We start from the raw sequence: 18915 nt of genomic DNA, 5'->3' as shown, positions 1-18915 counted from the left end.
ACCGGCATTAAAATATTATTTTGGAATTCGTTTTCGTTTTTACAGTATGGATCGCAAACAGGTTTTGCGCTCATCCGATGTGTTGCATAGGCATTGGAATAAGGCTCGAGGATTTGATGAAAAAGTCTCACATCCAGGCGAACACTGCGCCCAGTCAAGGTATGCTAGGATGATTGCCGGTGATGAGTGATGAGGTGAAAGTGACAAATCGAGTTGAAGCACTGCATGAACAGCTAGCGAATCGCATTCTCGTTCTGGACGGTGGCATGGGCACCATGATCCAAAGCTACCATCTTGAAGAAGAAGACTATCGCGGCGAACGTTTTGCCGATTGGGAAAGCGATCTCAAAGGTAACAACGACCTGTTGGTGCTGACCAAGCCAGAGGTTATCACGGCTATCCACTATGGCTATCTTGAAGCCGGTGCCGACATCCTTGAAACTAATACCTTTAACTCTACCACCATCGCCATGGCCGATTACCACATGGCGTCGCTTTCAGCCGAGATAAACTATGAGGCGGCGCGGCTTGCCCGCATCTGTGCCGACGAATGGACCGCGCGCACGCCGGAGAAACCGCGTTATGTGGCTGGGGTACTGGGCCCAACCAACCGCACGGCGTCGATCTCTCCTGACGTCAACGATCCTGCATACCGCAACGTCTCATTCGATCAACTGGTCGAGGCCTATTGTGAATCGACCCGTGCATTGATCGAAGGCGGTGCGGATCTGATCATGGTTGAGACGATCTTCGACACCTTGAACGCCAAGGCGGCGACCTTTGCCGTTGAAACCGTGTTTGAAGAGATGGGCGTACTGCTGCCGGTGATGATCTCGGGCACCATTACCGATGCATCCGGTCGCACCCTGTCGGGTCAAACGACGGAGGCGTTTTATAACTCGCTGCGCCACGTCAAGCCGCTGACCTTTGGCCTTAACTGTGCCTTGGGTCCAGACGAGCTACGTCAATACGTTGCCGAGCTGTCGCGCATTTCCGAGTGCTACGTTACCGCGCACCCGAATGCCGGTTTGCCCAACGCCTTTGGTGAGTATGACCTTGAAGCCAAAGAGATGGCCGAGCACATTGGCGAGTGGGCACGTTCTGGATTCCTGAACATTGTGGGGGGCTGCTGCGGCACCACGCCAGCACACATTGCGGCAATCGTTAAGGTGCTTGAAGGCGTTCCACCGCGCAAGCTGCCTGAAATTCCGGTTGCCTGTCGTCTTGCGGGTCTCGAACCTTTGACCATCGACCCCAAAACGCTGTTTGTTAACGTCGGTGAGCGTACCAACGTCACGGGTTCTGCCCGTTTCAAAAAGCTCATTAAAGAAGAGAAATATTTGGAAGCGCTGGCCGTGGCGCGTCAGCAGGTTGAAAGCGGTGCGCAAATCATCGATATCAACATGGACGAAGGCATGCTCGATGCCGAAGCTGCGATGGTAAAGTTTCTGAATTTGATTGCCGGTGAGCCTGATATCGCACGTGTGCCTATTATGATTGACTCCTCAAAATGGGACGTCATTGAAAAAGGGCTGAAATGTATTCAGGGCAAGGGGATTGTTAACTCAATTTCAATGAAAGAAGGGGAAGAGGCTTTCCTCAAGCACGCTCGCAAGGTGCGCCGTTACGGTGCTGCCATGGTGGTGATGGCTTTTGACGAAATGGGTCAGGCCGATACGCGGGCGCGTAAAATAGAAATTTGCCGTCGCGCCTACAATCTGTTGACCAAAGAAGTGGGCTTTCCACCCGAAGACATCATTTTCGACCCGAATATTTTCGCCGTTGCGACCGGTATCGAAGAGCATAATAACTACGCGGTAGATTTTATCGAGGCCTGTGCCGACATTAAGGCCGAGCTTCCTCATGCGATGATTTCTGGCGGCGTTTCCAACGTTTCCTTTTCGTTTCGCGGGAATGACCCCGTACGTGAAGCCATTCACGCCGTATTCCTGTATCACGCCATTCGTAACGGCATGGATATGGGTATCGTCAATGCCGGTCAGCTGGCGATTTACGACGATTTAAGCGACGAGCTGCGTAATGCGGTTGAAGATGTGATCCTCAACCGTCGAGAGGACGGAACAGAACGCCTTCTTGATTTGGCCGAGAAATACCGAGGTAGCAAAGACGGCGGCGAAGCCAACAAACAGCAGGCGGAATGGCGCGGCTGGGAAGTGAGAAAACGTCTCGAATATTCACTGGTAAAAGGTATCACCGAATTTATTGAGCTCGATACCGAAGAGGCTCGTCAACTCTCCGCTCGCCCAATTGAAGTGATTGAAGGTCCACTGATGGACGGCATGAACGTGGTGGGCGATCTGTTCGGCGAGGGGAAAATGTTCCTGCCGCAGGTGGTGAAATCCGCCCGTGTTATGAAGCAGGCGGTTGCCTATCTGCAGCCGTACATTGAAGCCAGCAAGGAGAAGGGTAAAACCAACGGTAAAATTCTGCTGGCGACGGTGAAAGGCGACGTGCATGACATCGGCAAGAACATCGTCGGCGTTGTGTTGCAGTGTAATAATTACGAAATTATCGATTTGGGCGTGATGGTGCCGACCGATAAAATTCTGAAAACCGCCATTGAAGAGAAGGTGGATATTATTGGCCTTTCTGGTCTGATAACACCGTCTCTTGATGAAATGGTTAACGTCGCCAAAGAAATGCAGCGCCGGGGTTTCACCATTCCCTTACTGATTGGCGGAGCGACGACTTCAAAAGCGCACACGGCAGTAAAAATTGAACAAAATTATCACGGCTCAACCACCTATGTGCAGAATGCCTCGCGTTCTGTAGGGGTGGTGTCAGCCCTGTTGTCAGACACGCAGCGCGATGTGTTTGTTGAAAAAACGCGTAAAGAATACGAGACGGTACGCATACAGCACGCCCGCAAAAAGCCGCGTACGCCACCGGTTAGCCTCGACACTGCGCGCGCGAATGCCAGTGCTCTTGACTGGGAAAACTATACGCCGCCGGTCGCCCAGCATTTAGGCATTCAGCAGATTGAAGCCAGCGTTGAAACGCTGCGTCACTACATCGACTGGACCCCATTTTTCATGACCTGGTCTCTGGCAGGTAAATATCCGCGTATTCTGGAAGACGAAATCGTGGGTGAAGAGGCTAAACGCCTGTTCCAGGACGCCAATGACCTGCTTGATAAGCTCTCGAATGAAAAGCTGCTTAATCCCCGCGGCGTTTTCGGGCTGTTCCCGGCAAATCGCGTCGGCGATGATATTGAAATTTACCGCGATGAAAGCCGAGATGAAGTGCTGGTGGTCAGTCATCATCTGCGTCAGCAAACTGAAAAAACAGACTTTGCTAACTACTGCCTGGCGGACTTTGTGGCACCAAAATCCAGCGGTAAAGCTGATTATATGGGAGCCTTCGCGGTAACCGGCGGTTTGGAAGAAGACGCGCTGGCCGAGGCTTATGACCGGCAGCACGATGATTACAATAAAATAATGATTAAAGCGCTGTCAGACCGATTAGCTGAAGGGTTTGCAGAATATCTGCACGAACAGGTGCGCAAGGTCCACTGGGGCTTTGCTGCCGATGAGAAGTTGAGTAATGAGGAGCTGATCCGCGAGAACTATCAGGGCATTCGTCCTGCTCCGGGTTATCCTGCCTGTCCGGAACATACCGAAAAAGGCCAGATCTGGAAGCTGCTGGACGTTGAAACCCATACCGGTATGCAACTGACCGAATCGTTCGCCATGTGGCCTGGCGCCGCCGTTTCTGGTTGGTATTTCAGCCACCCGGACAGCAAGTACTTTGCGGTTGCCCAGATTCAGCGCGATCAGGTCGAAGATTATGCGGCACGCAAGGGCATGTCTGTTTCCGAGGTCGAGCGCTGGTTGGCACCTAATCTTGGCTACGATGCCGATTAATATTTCTCTCCCCCTCCTTGTCCCTTCCCAAAGGGACAAGGAGGGGGAACTGTAAACGTTTTTACCCCACCTCAACGTCGATCTGTAAGGCATCATAGCGCCAGTATTCAAGATCGCAGTCAATAACCCGATCCTGCTGATCGCGGTTGATCCTGGTAATAAATAGCGCCGGGCTTCCCGCCGTCACTTTCAATGCATCTGACGCCTCCTGTGGCAAACGGGTTGGCACCATATCAAAACGCACTCGGCCATACTTTATGCCATAGCGAGATAAATACAGGTCAGTCAGCGATTGAGTCAGGTCGGCGTGAAGAATATCGGGGAAAAATTGCGGATTAAGGTAGTGCTCAACGTAAAGCACCGCACGACCGTCGATATATCGCAGCCGCCGAATGCAATAAATGTCACTTTGCAGTGGCAGATTAAGCTTTTGACACAGACTGTCACTGGCTTTTAGCCGGCTGGCGTCAATCAGTTCTGTTTGCGCAATACGGCCCTGTTCTTGAACCATCGCGTGGAAATGGCTGCGTTGCAGCGGGTTGTACAGGATACGCGGTGGGGAGATAAACCATCCGCGGCGCACTTCACGATAAATCAGCCCTTGGGCCTCAAGTTGACCCAGTGACTCGCGCAACGTTATTCGCGTGGTTGAGAACTGCTCGCTCAGCGTTCTTTCCGAAGGCAGTCGTCCCTCGGCACAATACAGTCCGGCAGCTATCTGTGCACTCAGTGTCTGGCAGATGGTTGCTACGGTGGTCTGCGATTCACTCATTGGTCTTCAGCCTCATTTCAGTGCGTTTTTGCACCACAATGGCAAATAAAGGTCGAAAATTTGTGCACTCGCTAACAGCGATGAGCTTAAAAATGCTGCTTTTTCACGCTGTCATATAATTATCACAAACGATCGTTAGATTGGCTTGGTTCTTGCTGGACTAGACCAGCACTCATACACACTATCATCTGGAGCATCAGTTATGAAACAGTTGTTCGCTTCTGTGTTAACCACCGCGCTGGTAATGACCACCACGACGGCATTTGCCGCCGAATCTCTCGCGGATCTTGAGAAAGCCGCTAAAGCTGAAGGTACGGTAAACAGCGTCGGGATGCCTGACTCATGGGCAAACTGGAAAGATACCTGGAATGATTTAAACACCAAATACGGCATCAAACACAGTGATACCGACATGAGTTCGGCGCAGGAAATCGCCAAATTCCTGGCGGAGAAAAATAATGCCAGCGCTGACATCGGTGACGTGGGTGCCGCTTTTGGTCCGGTTGCGGTGAAAGAGGGCGTAACTCTACCTTATAAACCAAGTACCTGGGATCAGGTTCCTGCCTGGGCAAAAGACAAAGACGGTAACTGGGTGTTGGCCTACACCGGCACTATCGCGTTTATCATTGATAAATCACAGGTTAAAGATGAGCCGCACAGCTGGGCTGACCTGCTGAAAGGCAAATACAAAGTGACTATCGGTGACGTGAGCACCGCAGCTCAGGCCGCTAACGGCGTGCTGGCGGCCACTTACGCGATGGGCGGCAACGAGAAAAACCTCAAGCCTGGCCTGGAGTATTTTGCCAAGCTGGCTAAAGCAGGTCGTCTGAGCCTGACGGATCCGGTCATTGCTTCGCTGGAAAAAGGTGAAGTGCAAGTTGGCGTAGTATGGGACTTCAACGGCCTGAACTACCGTGACCAGATTGATAAAACCCGTTTTGACGTTGTTATCCCGTCTGACGGCAGCATCACCTCCGGTTATTCAACTATCATCAATAAATACGGCAAGCACCCTAACGCCGCTAAGTGGGCACGCGAATATATCTTCTCCGACGCTGGCCAAATCAACCTGGCACGCGGTTATGCACGACCTATTCGCGCAGAACATCTGACTCTGCCAGATGACGTCAAAGCTAAACTGCTGCCAAACAGTGAATACGCTAATGCCCATCCGATTGCTGACCCAGAAGCCTGGAACAAGAGTTCTAAGACTCTCCCTCGTTTGTGGCAAGAAGACGTCATGATCAACATGCAGCAATAAATCCTCGTCATCTTTCGCGCCGCAGGGGCGTTGGCCTCCCTCTCGTTTCCCGGTCACTTACTTCAGTAAGCTCCCGGGAAACACTCGGTCGCCGCCTTTCTGCAACGCGAAATCTTTAGAGGATGCATTTTCCTGGCTTCAAGAGGAGGGAAATGTTTCAGGTAATACTCTGGTGAGAATATTGAACGGTGTTGCTCTCACTAAAGCTAAATAGATCGTTACTAAAAAATCATCGCCTTCGACATGTGTTGAATTTTTATAAATTTATCAGGGTCACACGTAATGAAAAGCATTCTGGTGGTATTGGACGGCCTGAACTTTCAGGTAGCCCGCGATGCAATGGGATATTTACAGGCACAGTGTGCCGCAGGACGCGGGCGCTTATATCAACTGGAATGCGAATTGCCTTCGCTGTCACGACCGCTGTATGAGTGCATTCTTACCGGCGTAACGCCGGTGGTCAGTGGAATTGTTCACAACCACGTTGACCGTTTATCGACCCAGCGCAGCATTTTTCATTATGCACGCGATGCAGGATTAACAACGGCAGCAGCGGCCTATCACTGGGTTAGCGAGCTTTACAACCGTACGCCTTTTACCCCAGCGCGCGATCGCCATACCGACGATAAAAGCCTGACCATCCAGCACGGGCATTTCTATTACGACGATACCTATCCCGACTCCCATTTGTTTGACGATGCGGAAAGTCTACGCCTCAAGCACGACCCTGACTTTTTGCTGATTCATCCGATGAATATCGATGATACCGGCCATAAGTTTGGATTGGACTCGATGCAATATCGCAACAAAGCGCGCGTCGCCGACGGAATTCTTTCTCACTATCTTGATAACTGGTTAGCCGAGGGTTACCAGGTGATTGTCACCGCCGATCACGGCATGAATAACGACCACAGCCACGGCGGAATTCTTGACGAAGAGCGTCAGGTGCCGATGTTTGTATTTGGCAGCGCATTCAGCATGGCTGATGCCGAGCCGTTACAAACTGAACTTTGCGGCACCGTTTGCCAATTACTCAATATCAGCCACGACAAACCGCACTGCGCGGATTTACTGGTCTGAAAACGCCGAGGATAACGGATGAAAGCTAAGTGGCTCGCTCTGCTGTTTGTGCTGCCTTTCGCGGTGTTCTTTATTGCTTTCCAGCTTGCACCTCTGGTGTGGGTCGCGGTGAGCAGCTTTTATAGCGACACCTACGAAGCCTGGGGTTTTGGTAACTACAGCGACATATTGACCTCACCTTTTTATCTGCAGGCGATTAAATTCTCGTTGGATATTTCGGTCTGGTCGAGTCTGTACGGTTTACTGATTGCTCTAGTTGGTAGTTACTCACTTCGCCAGCTAGGCCCTACCAAGCTGCACGATTTTGTGATGTCCTTTACCAACATGACCAGTAATTTTGCCGGCGTGCCCTTGGCTTTTGCCTTCGTCATTCTGCTGGGACTCAACGGCACGCTGACGCTGATAATGCGTAATTATGGCCTGATGAGTACTTTCAATTTGTACTCAAAAGACGGCCTGATCGTGCTGTACACCTATTTTCAAATCCCCTTGGGCGTGCTGCTGCTTTACCCGGCTTTCGACGGACTGCGTGAAGACTGGAAAGAGTCGGCAGCCTTGTTGGGCGCGGGGAAATGGCGCTTCTGGCGTTACATTGGTTTGCCGGTGCTTGCGCCGGCTCTGATGGGTACTTTCGTCATTTTGCTGGCTAACGCGCTCGGAGCCTACGCGACGGTTTATGCGCTGACTACCGGTAACTTTAACGTGGTGCCTGTGCGCATTGCCGCACTGGTATCGGGTGATATCTCCCTCGACCCGAATATGGGCAGTGCCCTGGCGATTTTGCTCGTGCTGTTAATGGCAGTCATTACACTGGTACATCAGTGGATATTGCGCAGGAGCTATCTCAATGTTCGTTAAGGCTAATTCTGTGAATATTCTGGTCCTGGAGGCAAATCATGTCACGTGCTGAAAGCATTTATCATCGGCTCATCGTGTGGTTGCTGTTTATCGTTCTTCTCTTGCCGCTGGCGGCGACGCTAATTTATGCGCTGGTGGAAGACTGGGGGGCGACGATTTTACCCAGCGGATTCACCCTCAAATGGTTGATAGCCCTATGGAGCGATCCGCGTTTTCTGGTGGCATTAGGGCATTCGCTGCTGGTGTGCTTCGGCACGCTTTTACTCTCGATGGTGCTGATCCTGCCGCTTATGTTTGTGATCGCTTACTACTTCCCAAGGCTTGATGCCCTGATGAATGTGCTGATCCTGCTGCCCTTTGCCGTGCCGCCGGTAGTGTCTTCGGTCGGCCTGATGGAGCTGTATTCCTCACCGCCATTTGAGTTGACCGGCACGCCGTGGATTTTGATTGGCTGTTATTTCACCATTGCATTGCCGTTTATTTATCGGGCCATCTCCAACAACATTCAGGCGATTAATATGCGCGACCTGATGGACGCGGCGCATTTACTCGGTGCCAGCACCTGGAAAGCCGCGCTGATGGTGATTTTGCCAAACTTGCGCAACGGCGCGTCGATTGCCGTGCTGCTGTCGTTCTCGTTTTTAATCGGTGAGTTTGTGTTTGCTAACCTATTGGTCGGCAGCCGCTATGAAACGCTGCAGGTTTATCTCTACAACATGCGCAATGGCAGCGGCCATTTTACCAGCGCATTGGTCATCTCCTATTTCGTGGTCGTCCTGGCATTTACTTGGGTGGCCAACGTTCTGAATAAAGGGAAGCGCTGATATGTCCTATTTAGAAGTCACCCAACTCAACAAGCACTACGGTCAAACGCAGATTTTCAATAATATTGATTTCAGCGCCAAAGAGGGCGAGTTTGTCACCCTACTTGGACCAAGTGGCTGTGGAAAATCAACGCTGCTGCGCTGTCTGGCGGGTCTGACCTCGGTTGACAGTGGAAAAATCATTCTGCAGGGGCAAGACATTGTCCCGCTTACGCCACAAAAACGCGGCATTGGCATGGTGTTTCAGAGCTATGCGCTGTTCCCTAATATGACGGTTGAGGGCAACGTCGCGTTCGGCCTGAAAATGCAGAAACTCTCAACCAGTGAAGTCAAACGCAGGGTGGCTGAAGTGTTGGCGCTGGTGGAATTAAACGAATTTGCTCGTCGTTATCCTCATCAGCTTTCAGGAGGCCAGTGTCAACGCGTGGCTCTGGCGCGTTCGCTGGTGACGCAGCCTCGACTGTTGCTGCTCGATGAACCGCTTTCGGCGCTGGATGCGCGCATTCGTAGGCATTTACGTGAACAAATCCGCCGTATTCAGCGCGAGATGAACCTCACCGCCATCTTTGTGACTCATGATCAGGAGGAGGCGTTGACCATGTCTGACCGCATTGTTCTGATGAATAAAGGACAAATCGTACAGAATGGCGATGCTGAAACATTGTATACTGCTCCGGTAAATGCTTTCGCGGCAGGATTTATTGGCAGTTATAACCTGCTCACCGCTGAGCAGGCACATGCCCTGACCGGCCAAAGCTACCCTTCACAGGTGGCGATAAGGCCCGAGTCGATCGCTTTTTGTGCCCCACAACAGGGTATTCCAGCCCGAATTATCAATCACAGCCTGCTGGGTAACGTCGTTCGTTATCGTGTTCTGGCTCACAATGTCGAGTTATCCGTGGACGTTTTAAACCGCTCCGTTGCGTCACTCATCGCTGATGGAACCGATATTGGTCTACAGTTAGATCTTGATACCTTACGGGAAGTTGCATGAATCTGGCGCTATTTGATCTTGATGAAACGCTGATTGGTGGTGACTGTTCCAGCCTGTGGTCAGCCTTTATGGTTGAGCAGGGTTGGGTCGCCGACCCGGAAATATTTTTGCAGCAGGACGCCGAAATGATGCGTCTGTATGCAATAGGTCAAATGGACATGACTGAATACATGAATTGGACGCTGACCCCGCTGAAAGGCAGAAGTGTGCCCGACGTAAGCGCAATGGTTGAGCGGTTCGTTCATGAGGTTATTGCCGAGCGGGTGTATAACGATGCGCGCGCCTGTCTGGACGAGCATCACGCTCAGGGCTGCCGGATTATTATTATTTCCGCCTCGGGCGAGCATCTGGTTGCGGCCATTGCCAGATTTCTTGGCGTGGACGAAACCCTGGCCATCGGCGTTGAGATTGTCGACGGCCGGTATACCGGCTTTACGCAAGGCGTGCTGACTTTCCGTGAAGGGAAAGTCTCCCGGCTGATGAGCTTGTTAAATCAGGACTCGAGCCAGCTTGAGCACGCCCGTTTTTATTCGGATTCGCACAACGATTTGCCGCTGTTAACCCTGGTCGGCAATCCGGTGGCCATTAATCCGGATGCTATCCTGCTCCAACACGCCAGGCAGGCAGGATGGCCTATTCATGCCTGGCGCTAAAGGAGCTATTTTTTAGTGTTAACTCTTCTTCATTTGCTTTCTGCTGTTTCATTACTCGTATGGGGTACGCATATTGTGCGTACTGGCATCATGCGCGTGTTTGGTGCCAATTTGCGCCGCGTTCTCAGCAGCAGTGTTGAAAAGAAACCTCTGGCGTTTGTTTCGGGTATCGGCGTTACGGCGCTGGTGCAAAGCAGCAACGCCACGGCACTGCTGGTGACTTCGTTTGTCTCCCAGGGGCTGGTCGCGCTTTCCCCGGCGTTGGTGATTATTCTTGGCGCCGATGTCGGCACCGCGCTTATGGCGCGGGTGCTTACCTTCGACCTTTCATGGCTTTCTCCGCTGCTTATCTTCGTTGGCGTGTCGTTCTTCCTGAGCCGCAAACAGACGCGGGCGGGGCAGATGGGGCGGGTCGGAATTGGTCTGGGACTGATTCTGCTCGCTCTCGAACTCATCGTCAGTGCCGCCACGCCGATTACTCAGGCGTCTGGGGTGAAGGTGCTGTTCTCGTCGCTAACCGGCGATACCCTTCTTGATGCCCTGACCGGTGCCGTATTTGCCATCATCAGTTATTCCAGCCTTGCTGCCGTTCTGTTAACGGCAACGCTTGCGGCTACCGGCGTTATCTCGTTGAAAGTTTCGCTGTGTCTGGTTATTGGTGCCAACCTCGGTAGCGGTATTTTGGCGATGATCAACGCCAGTAAACAAAATGCTGCAGGCCGACGGGTTGCATTGGGGAGCCTACTTTTCAAGCTGATTGGCTGCGTGATCGTGCTGCCCTTTATCGGGCCATTGACCGGCCTGCTGGCTAAAATTGGTATCCCCGATGAGGAATTGGTTATCTATTTCCACGTCTTCTATAACCTGATCCGCTGTCTGGCGCTGGTGCCAATGGCGGGCATGATGGCAAGAATCTGTGAGCTGTGGATTGCCGATGTGCCCGAAGATGACCCACGTTTGCGCCCGCGCCATTTAGACGTCAGCGCTATCGACACCCCAACGTTGGCACTGGCCAATGCCGCGCGCGAGACGCTGCGCATGGGTGACGTGGTTGAACATATGCTTATCCTGCAGCATGAAGTGATGCATGGAAAGATAACTAATGACCGTGAGGTTCGCCGCCTGGATGACGATGTCGACGTGCTGTATACCGCGATCAAACTCTATCTGGCACAAATTCATAAAGAGGACTTGGGAGAAGACGACTCTCGCCGCTGGGCCGAAATCATCGAAATGGCGCTTAACCTTGAGCAGGCCGGCGATATTATCGAGCGCATGACCGGTGATATCACCGCCAAGTCTCACGATACCCGACGCGCGTTCTCGGCGGAGGGACTGGGCGAGCTCGACAATTTGCATGAGAAGCTGGTGGATAACCTGCGTCTTAGCCTGTCGGTATTCCTTTCAAATGACTTAACAAGTGCAAAAAGACTGCGTCGTTCCAAGCATCGTTTCCGCCTGCTTGACCGCCGTTATGCGCACGCCCACGTCGACAGACTGCATCAGCACAACGTACAAAGTATTGAAACCAGCTCGCTGCACCTTGGACTGCTGGGCGACATGAAACGCCTGAACTCGTTGTTCTGCGCTGTTGCCTACAACGTGCTGGATAAAGACGAAAAAGACGACGAACGTGAAGATTTGGACGACGTACCCGGCTTGGCTAAATAAAGGTTACCGGATGTAAAAAAGGGTCGCGATATTCTCGCGACCCTTTTTTTATCAATCCAATTTGTCTGTCAGCGCAGATTATTCCTCAACGGATTTCTGCTCTTTCTTCACCGGACGACCCGACCAGTAACCGGCCAGCAGCGAGCCGGAGAGGTTGTGCCATACCGAGAAGATTGCGCCCGGCAGCGCTGCTATTGGAGTGAAGTAAAGTTTGCCCAACGTGGCGGCCAAACCGGAGTTTTGCATGCCCACTTCCAGCGCAATGGTGCGGCAGGTGGTTTCATCAAATCCAAACAGCTTACCGCCAAAGTAACCGCTGAGCAGGCCAATGGCATTGTGCAGAATCACCGCGATAACCACTACCAGTCCTACCGAGCCAATCAAACCCTGGCTCCCGGCGATCACTGCGCTGATGATAGCCAGAATGCAGACCATCGAGAACAGCGGCAGGAAAGGCTCGATGCGTTTGACGGCTTTCGTGAACAGGTGGTGAATAATCAAACCGGCCAAAATAGGGATCACGACAATTTGTAGAATACTCAACAGCATGCCCTCGACGTCAACTTTGATGTGCGTATCCACATAAAGACGAGTAAGCAGCGGCGTGGCGAATACGCCGACCAACGTAGAGACGGAGGAGATGGTCACAGAAAGTGCCACGTCTCCTTTGGCCAGGTAAATCATCACGTTGGACGCCGTTCCGCTGGCAACGCTGCCCACCAGAATCATACCGGCTGCCAGATCATCAGGCATGTGGAACAGCTTCGCTAAGAGCCATGCAGCCAGCGGCATCACCAAATAATGCAGGAAAGTGGCGGCGGCAACCGGCGCGGGCCGAGAAAGCACGCGTTTAAAATCGCCAAATTCTAGCGTTACACCCATTGCAAACATAATCAGCATCAATAGGGTGCTGACGTGCGGGCCGATGGGGGTAAAGGTCGTGGGCGTGTAATAGGCGGCGACGGCCAGTAAAACGGCCCACAGGGGGAACAGGCGTGTAATTTTGGCTAACATGCAGAGTGATCCTCAGTGTCTTGTTATAATTTAATAGTTTTTAATGTTGTGTTTTTCTTGGTAAAAAAAACCGGATCTTTCGATCCGGCTTAATTATCTGGCTTGCTGTAATCTATAGTCTATTGATTTTGCTCGAATAAATTATGATGCAGTTTTTGAACGACCTGATTAGCATCATCGCCCGGAACCAGGAAGCACAGGTTATAGCTGCTGGCACCGTAACAAATCATGCGAATGTTAAACGGGTCCAACACACCAAAGACTTCTTTGCCCACGCCGCAGGCTTGAGAAAGCTTGTTGCCGATGATCGCTATCAGCGCCAGATTCTCTTCAACCTCGACGCGACACAGTGATGAAAGCTCGGTCAACAGCGAGGTGGTCAGCAGGCTCTCACCGGACGAGGTAGACCCGGTGGTATCGAGCGTCAACGCGATGCTGACTTCGGAGGTGGTAATCAAATCCACGGAGATATTATGACGCGCGAGGATGCTGAAAACTTCGGCCAGAAAACCTTGCGAATGCAGCATGCTCAGGCTGTGCAACGTGAGCAGCGTCTGCTTGCGGCGCAGCGCCAGCGCGCGGAACAGCGGCGGATTTTCAGTGGTGTTGCAGACCAGCGTTCCACCGGCGGACGGGTCTTTGCTTGAACCCACAAACACCGGAATACCTCGGCGAACCGCGGGCAGCAGCGTGGCCGGATGCAAAACTTTGGCGCCGAAGGTGGCCATTTCAGCCGCTTCTTCAAACGCAATACGATCAATGCGTTTAGCCGCCGGAACCAGACGGGGATCGGTGGTGTAAATGCCCGGAACGTCGGTCCAGATATCAACGCGGGACGCGTGCAGCGCTTCACCCAGCAGGGCTGCAGTATAGTCACTGCCGCCGCGACCCAGCGTGGTGGTGCGGCCTTTAGGTTCCGAGCCAATAAAGCCCTGAGTAATAATCAGTGCTTCCTTCAGACGCGGCAGCAGCTGCTGGCTTGCCAGATCATACAGTATCTGAGTGTCTGGCTCGGCGCGGCCAAAGCGGTCGTTGGTGCGCATGATTTTGCGCACGTCAAACCACTCGGCGGAAACGTTGCGCTGGCGAAGAATTTCGACAAACAGCAGGGTCGACATCATTTCACCGTGGCTGACCAGTTCATCGGTCAATGCACTCGAGGTGGCGAGGCTTGCCGCTTCAGAAAGCATGCTGATGTTTTCCAGCATCCGCTCTATCTCTTCATGGATAACCTCAGGCTTGTCCAGGCGGTCGATAATAGCGTTTTGGATGCGGCGAATTTCGTCGAGCAGGAATACGCGGCGCGCGCTGTCGGAACCTTCGGCCAGTTCAACCAGCAGATTCGTTACGCCAGCAGAGGCGGAGAGTACGACGACTCGAACATCAGGATTGGAGAGTACAACGTCGGCGCTGCGGTTCATCGCTTCGAAGTCCGCCACGCTGGTGCCACCAAATTTGGCAATGACCGTGCTGCTCAAAGGCGTCGGGTCGGCGTTGCGGAGTGTTGCTTGATTCATGTAAAACCTCGTGTCAGGGTCGCCATGTTTATGACGGCCTTTTTAATTGCATATTCCTTGGCACAAGGGTAGAGCGGGAAACGGGAGCAGACGTAGAGATGCTACGATACACCCAGAAGCGCCCCACCATGCCAATAGCTCACAGAGCTATAGCGGTGACAACCCAGAGGATTCAGCCCCTGTAGTCGATCTTTTCCCAACCGTTGGGTGTCTGACCTCGGCGTCGCACCCCATAATGCACCTTCGCAGGATACGGTTCCTCCGATACATTGCCTGGGCGACGCGCCTCTTCTGGCTTACGCGCGCGGACGCGTATAAGTTAGGTGCTTAGAATTACCGGTTCTGCGCCATCTGTCAACGATCGCGCGGCATCTGTCTCACATTTTGAAAGATTGTCATCTATTATTGATTGCGGTATTTGTCTATGCGGCGCATTGCCAACAGTTATTGCCTATTGCAAGAAACGCAAGAAAAGGCATCTAAACTTGTAAAATACCGGATACAATCAAGGCAGTTGCGCTAAATAATAGTCAAGATGTCACCTTACATTCTCAGCCTAAGAGCATTGCTATGAAAAATATCAATCCAACTAAAACCGCTGCCTGGCAGGCCCTGCAGCAGCATTTCGACCAAGTTAAAGATGTGCAAATCAGTCAGCTGTTCGCCGAAGATAGCGATCGCTTCACCAAGTTCTCTGCCACTTTCGACGATCAAATTCTGATCGACTTCTCTAAAAACCGTATCACGGCAGAAACGCTTGAAAAACTGCATGCGCTGGCCAAAGAGACCAGTCTGCAAGACGCCATCAAGTCGATGTTCTCAGGTGAGAAAATTAACCGCACTGAAGACCGCGCCGTGCTGCACGTTGCCCTGCGTAACCGCAGCAACACGCCAATCGTGGTTGATGGCAAAGACGTAATGCCAGAAGTGAACGCCGTACTGGCCAAAATCAAAGGCTTCACCGAGCGTGTGATCGGCGGCAGCTGGAAGGGTTACACCGGCAAGCCAATTACTGACATCGTTAACATCGGTATCGGGGGTTCAGACTTGGGTCCTTTCATGGTGACCGAGGCGCTACGTCCTTATAAAAATCACCTGAATATGCACTTTGTTTCCAACGTTGACGGCACGCACATCGCCGAAACGCTGAAACCGCTGGACCCTGAAACCACGCTATTCCTGGTGGCATCAAAAACCTTCACCACGCAAGAAACCATGACCAACGCCCACAGCGCGCGCGACTGGTTCCTGCAAACGGCCGGTGAAGAGCAGCACGTTGCCAAGCACTTCGCCGCGCTTTCTACCAACGGTAAAGCCGTGGCCGAGTTCGGCATTGATACCGACAACATGTTCGAGTTCTGGGACTGGGTGGGCGGTCGTTACTCCCTGTGGTCTGCGATTGGTCTGTCGATTGCCCTGTCAGTGGGTTTCGAAAACTTCGAACAGCTGCTGAGCGGCGCGCATGCGATGGACAAACACTTCGCCGAAACGCCTGCTGAGAAAAACCTGCCAATTATTCTGGCACTGATCGGTATCTGGTATAACGATTTCTACGGCACAGAAACCGAAGCAATTCTGCCCTACGATCAGTACATGCATCGTTTTGCTGCCTATTTCCAACAGGGAAATATGGAGTCCAACGGCAAATACGTTGACCGCAACGGCGATGCCGTTGACTACCAGACTGGCCCAATCATCTGGGGCGAGCCGGGCACCAACGGACAGCACGCGTTTTATCAGCTGATTCACCAGGGCACCAAAATCGTCCCTTGTGATTTCATCGCACCGGCGGTAAGCCACAATGCGTTAAGCGATCATCACGCCAAACTGCTGTCTAACTTCTTCGCGCAAACCGAGGCGCTGGCCTTTGGTAAATCGCTGGACGTGGTTGAGGAAGAGTTTGCGGCGCAAGGCAAAAAACCTGAAGACGTTAAACACGTGGCACCTTTCAAAGTGTTTGAAGGCAACCGCCCAACTAACTCCATCCTGCTGCGTGAGATCACCCCGTTTAGCCTGGGTGCACTGATTGCGCTGTATGAGCACAAAATCTTTACTCAGGGCGCTATCCTCAATATCTATACCTTCGACCAATGGGGCGTAGAATTAGGCAAGCAGCTGGCAAACCGCATTCTGCCTGAACTTGAAGGCAGTGAGAACGTGACCGGCCACGACAGTTCTACCAATGGTTTAATCAACCGCTTTAAAAACTGGCGTGCCTGAGAACGTTTCCCTGGCAATAACGTGTGATTTGCCGGGTTAATGGTTCGCAGCGTGAAGGGCTAACTGCTTGTCAGTTGGCCCTTTTTATTTTGAAAGAAGCGATAACCAAAAAAGCGATTACGGCAAAAACATCCGCCTTTACCCGTTTGAACGCTGTGGTATTCTTCTGCCATTCAACATCAAAAGTGGGATCTACATCACATGGCAGGATCTAAAAAGGCAACGATGATTGCAGTCGTCATGCAGCGAATTTTAAACGTTTTTTTATTGGGGCTGGCAGCCATTCTGATGCTGTTCCTGGGGCGAGAAACGTATCATCTGGCTCTGGTATTGTTCGTTAATAACGACGAATCTTCGTCTTATATGCTGATTGAAGGCATCGTTATTTACTTCCTGTACTTTGAGTTTATTGCCCTGATAGTTAAGTACTTTGCGTCGGGATACCATTTCCCTTTGCGTTACTTCGTCTATATCGCGATTACAGCGATTATTCGCTTTATTATCGTCGATCATAAAAGTCCGATTGATACCCTCCTGTATACCGCCGCGATTTTAGTGCTGGTCTTTACCCTTTATTTGGCTAACGGTGAACGCCTGAAACGTGAGTAAATGTTCTCCCCGGCGGGATTACCGCCGGGGGAATCTGCGCTAGAATGCCAGCCTTAATTTCTTTTTTGGTAGAGATTTCTACCCAATCGGAGTGCGCTAATGTCTGAGTCTTATGTTCCCTTTCCGGATGCTATCCATTGGTTTGAATTCTCTTCCGACGTTCCTCCCGCGGTCGTAGACTGGCTGCTGGAAATGGGGTCGATGACGCGTCGTTTTGAACAGCACTGTTCCACCGTCAGCGTAACCCCGCAGAAAGAGTGTTTCATTGAACACCACCAGTTAAGCAAAGAAGAGGCCGAGCAACTGCCGATGAGTGAGCGCTACTGGCTGCGCGAAATCGTACTATTCGGTGACGATGTACCCTGGCTGCTGGGCCGCACGGTCATTCCACTCGAAACGCTGACCGGAGACGATCAGGCGCTGGTGGACTTGGGAACCTTGCCGCTTGGGCGCTATTTGTTTAGCGGCAATCATCTGAGCCGTGACTACATTCATCTGGGCCAGCAGGCCAAATGCTGGGCTCGGCGCTCTCGTTTAAGGCTTTCAGACAAGCCGCTGCTACTGACCGAAATTTTCTTGCCCGCTTCGCCAGTTTACGACAGTCGCGACGATGCGGTAAAACTAACGACAAAAAAGTAACGCTGTAAGGGAGAAGATCAAGTTGATGGGGACTGTGATGCAGGGACAATGGCGTGATTATTGTCGACTGATGCGAATTGATAAGCCGATTGGTTCGCTGCTTTTAATGTGGCCGACGCTTTGGGCGCTGTGGTTGGCCAGCGGCGGGATGCCGCCGCTCAAGATTCTGATTGTCTTCGTTCTGGGCGTATTTTTCATGCGCGCAGCGGGCTGCGTAATCAATGATTATGCCGATAGAAAGGTTGACGGACATGTGAAGCGTACCGCTGGCCGCCCTTTACCGAGTGGGGCAATCACCAGCAGACAGGCCAAGATGCTTTTTGGCGCGCTGGTTCTGCTGTCATTCTGCCTGGTGCTTTTGCTCAACGGAAAAACCATCCTGCTGTCACTGGGCGGGCTGGCACTGGCGTGGATCTATCCGTTTGTAAAGCGCGTGAGTAACCTGCCTCAGGTGGTGCTGGGGGCGGCGTTTGGTTGGGCCATCCCGATGGCTTATATGGCCGTGAGTGAGGCAGTACCGCTGAGCTGCTGGCTACTGTTTTTGGCTAATATTTGCTGGACTGTCGCCTACGATACGCAGTACGCGATGGTCGACAGGGACGATGACCTGAGGATTGGCGTGAAATCTACCGCGATTCTTTTTGGTCGCTACGACAATCTGATTAACGGACTTTTGCAGTTGGCAATGCTGGCATTAATGGCGACGGTGGGTCATCTGAATCAGCTTGGCGCACCGTTTTATTGGTCGCTGCTGCTTGCCGCCTGCCTGTTTGTGCATCAGCAGAAAATCACCGCCAAGCGCCAGCGCGAGCAGTGTTTTCAGGCTTTTCGCAATAACAATTACGTCGGCATGGTGATGTTTATCGGCATCTTGCTGAGCTACTCAATGGCCGGCGGCTAGTCAGACTTTTAAAAAGAA

At 52.1% G+C, this 18915-nt stretch carries 15 protein-coding genes and 1 riboswitch; of the genes, 12 read left to right on the top strand and 3 right to left on the bottom strand.

Annotated elements, in window-relative coordinates; translation table 11 throughout:
- Positions 1-182 precede the first annotated feature (182 nt).
- The gene (gene metH, locus GA565_RS23295) at positions 183-3884 is read left to right on the top strand and encodes a methionine synthase (protein WP_152201719.1); all 3702 of its coding nucleotides are present in this window, start codon (positions 183-185) and stop codon (positions 3882-3884) included.
- Between the two features lie 61 nt (positions 3885-3945).
- Here the strand turns inward: metH and GA565_RS23290 are convergent, their stop codons facing one another.
- Complete coding sequence (locus tag GA565_RS23290; protein ID WP_152201162.1) at positions 3946-4656, bottom strand: UTRA domain-containing protein; 711 nt, start codon at positions 4654-4656, stop codon at positions 3946-3948.
- Positions 4657-4858: 202 nt separating this feature from the next.
- Between GA565_RS23290 and GA565_RS23285 the strand changes: the two genes are divergently transcribed.
- The 7 genes from GA565_RS23285 to GA565_RS23255 all read left to right on the top strand — a co-directional run bounded on the left by GA565_RS23285 (position 4859) and on the right by GA565_RS23255 (position 11997).
- Positions 4859-5917 (top strand): ABC transporter substrate-binding protein, encoded by a 1059-nt coding sequence (locus GA565_RS23285; protein WP_152201160.1) that lies wholly within the window; start codon positions 4859-4861, stop codon positions 5915-5917.
- Between the two features lie 282 nt (positions 5918-6199).
- The gene (locus GA565_RS23280; protein WP_152201159.1) at positions 6200-6997 is read left to right on the top strand and encodes an alkaline phosphatase family protein; all 798 of its coding nucleotides are present in this window, start codon (positions 6200-6202) and stop codon (positions 6995-6997) included.
- An 18-nt stretch (positions 6998-7015) separates the two neighbouring features.
- On the top strand, positions 7016-7855 hold the full coding sequence (locus GA565_RS23275; RefSeq protein ID WP_152201157.1) for an ABC transporter permease subunit: 840 nt from the start codon (positions 7016-7018) through the stop codon (positions 7853-7855).
- Between the two features lie 38 nt (positions 7856-7893).
- Positions 7894-8679: an ABC transporter permease gene (locus tag GA565_RS23270; protein ID WP_055774122.1), complete on the top strand. Its 786-nt coding sequence runs from the start codon at positions 7894-7896 to the stop codon at positions 8677-8679.
- A 1-nt stretch (position 8680) separates the two neighbouring features.
- Positions 8681-9673 carry an ABC transporter ATP-binding protein gene (locus GA565_RS23265; protein ID WP_152201155.1) on the top strand — a complete coding sequence of 331 codons (993 nt, stop codon included), beginning with the start codon at positions 8681-8683 and terminating at the stop codon, positions 9671-9673.
- Complete coding sequence (locus tag GA565_RS23260; RefSeq protein ID WP_152201153.1) at positions 9670-10326, top strand: HAD family phosphatase; 657 nt, start codon at positions 9670-9672, stop codon at positions 10324-10326. The genes GA565_RS23265 and GA565_RS23260 overlap by 4 nt, the downstream gene beginning before the upstream one ends.
- A gap of 15 nt (positions 10327-10341) precedes the next feature.
- Positions 10342-11997, top strand: coding sequence for a Na/Pi cotransporter family protein (locus GA565_RS23255; RefSeq protein ID WP_152201151.1), 1656 nt, complete (start codon positions 10342-10344; stop codon positions 11995-11997).
- A 78-nt stretch (positions 11998-12075) separates the two neighbouring features.
- Here GA565_RS23255 and panS read toward each other — a convergent pair whose 3' ends face one another.
- Positions 12076-13011, bottom strand: a complete 936-nt coding sequence (gene panS / locus GA565_RS23250) for a ketopantoate/pantoate/pantothenate transporter PanS (protein ID WP_152201150.1) — start codon at positions 13009-13011, stop codon at positions 12076-12078.
- Between the two features lie 119 nt (positions 13012-13130).
- Entirely contained in the window at positions 13131-14528 is a 1398-nt protein-coding gene (gene lysC, locus GA565_RS23245; RefSeq protein WP_152201148.1) for a lysine-sensitive aspartokinase 3, read from the bottom strand.
- Between the two features lie 108 nt (positions 14529-14636).
- Positions 14637-14827: riboswitch (Lysine riboswitch) on the bottom strand.
- A 271-nt stretch (positions 14828-15098) separates the two neighbouring features.
- On the opposite strand from lysC, the gene pgi reads away from it, so the two are divergent.
- The 4 genes from pgi to ubiA all read left to right on the top strand — a co-directional run bounded on the left by pgi (position 15099) and on the right by ubiA (position 18897).
- Positions 15099-16748 (top strand): glucose-6-phosphate isomerase, encoded by a 1650-nt coding sequence (gene pgi / locus GA565_RS23240; RefSeq protein ID WP_152201146.1) that lies wholly within the window; start codon positions 15099-15101, stop codon positions 16746-16748.
- Between the two features lie 201 nt (positions 16749-16949).
- On the top strand, positions 16950-17357 hold the full coding sequence (psiE, locus tag GA565_RS23235) for a phosphate-starvation-inducible protein PsiE (RefSeq protein WP_152201144.1): 408 nt from the start codon (positions 16950-16952) through the stop codon (positions 17355-17357).
- Between the two features lie 99 nt (positions 17358-17456).
- Positions 17457-17996 (top strand): chorismate lyase, encoded by a 540-nt coding sequence (gene ubiC / locus GA565_RS23230; RefSeq protein WP_152201143.1) that lies wholly within the window; start codon positions 17457-17459, stop codon positions 17994-17996.
- Between the two features lie 37 nt (positions 17997-18033).
- Entirely contained in the window at positions 18034-18897 is an 864-nt protein-coding gene (gene ubiA, locus GA565_RS23225; protein ID WP_370518083.1) for a 4-hydroxybenzoate octaprenyltransferase, read from the top strand.
- Positions 18898-18915 lie beyond the last annotated feature (18 nt).

The sequence above is a fragment of the Rouxiella sp. S1S-2 genome (assembly GCF_009208105.1).
Taxonomy (GTDB): Bacteria; Pseudomonadota; Gammaproteobacteria; order Enterobacterales; family Enterobacteriaceae; genus Rouxiella.
The sequence above is the reverse complement of the archived record's forward strand: the minus strand, read 5'-3'. Positions and strand labels throughout refer to the sequence as shown.

Coding starts and splice junctions, on each gene's coding strand:
- GA565_RS23275 (WP_152201157.1), top strand. CDS start 7,016: ATGAAAGCTAAGTGGCTCGCTCTGCTGTTTGTGCTGCCTTTCGCGGTG.
- GA565_RS23270 (WP_055774122.1), top strand. CDS start 7,894: ATGTCACGTGCTGAAAGCATTTATCATCGGCTCATCGTGTGGTTGCTG.
- pgi (WP_152201146.1), top strand. CDS start 15,099: ATGAAAAATATCAATCCAACTAAAACCGCTGCCTGGCAGGCCCTGCAG.
- panS (WP_152201150.1), bottom strand. CDS start 13,011: ATGTTAGCCAAAATTACACGCCTGTTCCCCCTGTGGGCCGTTTTACTG.
- GA565_RS23260 (WP_152201153.1), top strand. CDS start 9,670: ATGAATCTGGCGCTATTTGATCTTGATGAAACGCTGATTGGTGGTGAC.
- GA565_RS23265 (WP_152201155.1), top strand. CDS start 8,681: ATGTCCTATTTAGAAGTCACCCAACTCAACAAGCACTACGGTCAAACG.
- ubiA (WP_370518083.1), top strand. CDS start 18,034: ATGCAGGGACAATGGCGTGATTATTGTCGACTGATGCGAATTGATAAG.
- psiE (WP_152201144.1), top strand. CDS start 16,950: ATGGCAGGATCTAAAAAGGCAACGATGATTGCAGTCGTCATGCAGCGA.
- lysC (WP_152201148.1), bottom strand. CDS start 14,528: ATGAATCAAGCAACACTCCGCAACGCCGACCCGACGCCTTTGAGCAGC.
- GA565_RS23280 (WP_152201159.1), top strand. CDS start 6,200: ATGAAAAGCATTCTGGTGGTATTGGACGGCCTGAACTTTCAGGTAGCC.
- ubiC (WP_152201143.1), top strand. CDS start 17,457: ATGTCTGAGTCTTATGTTCCCTTTCCGGATGCTATCCATTGGTTTGAA.
- metH (WP_152201719.1), top strand. CDS start 183: ATGAGTGATGAGGTGAAAGTGACAAATCGAGTTGAAGCACTGCATGAA.
- GA565_RS23285 (WP_152201160.1), top strand. CDS start 4,859: ATGAAACAGTTGTTCGCTTCTGTGTTAACCACCGCGCTGGTAATGACC.
- GA565_RS23290 (WP_152201162.1), bottom strand. CDS start 4,656: ATGAGTGAATCGCAGACCACCGTAGCAACCATCTGCCAGACACTGAGT.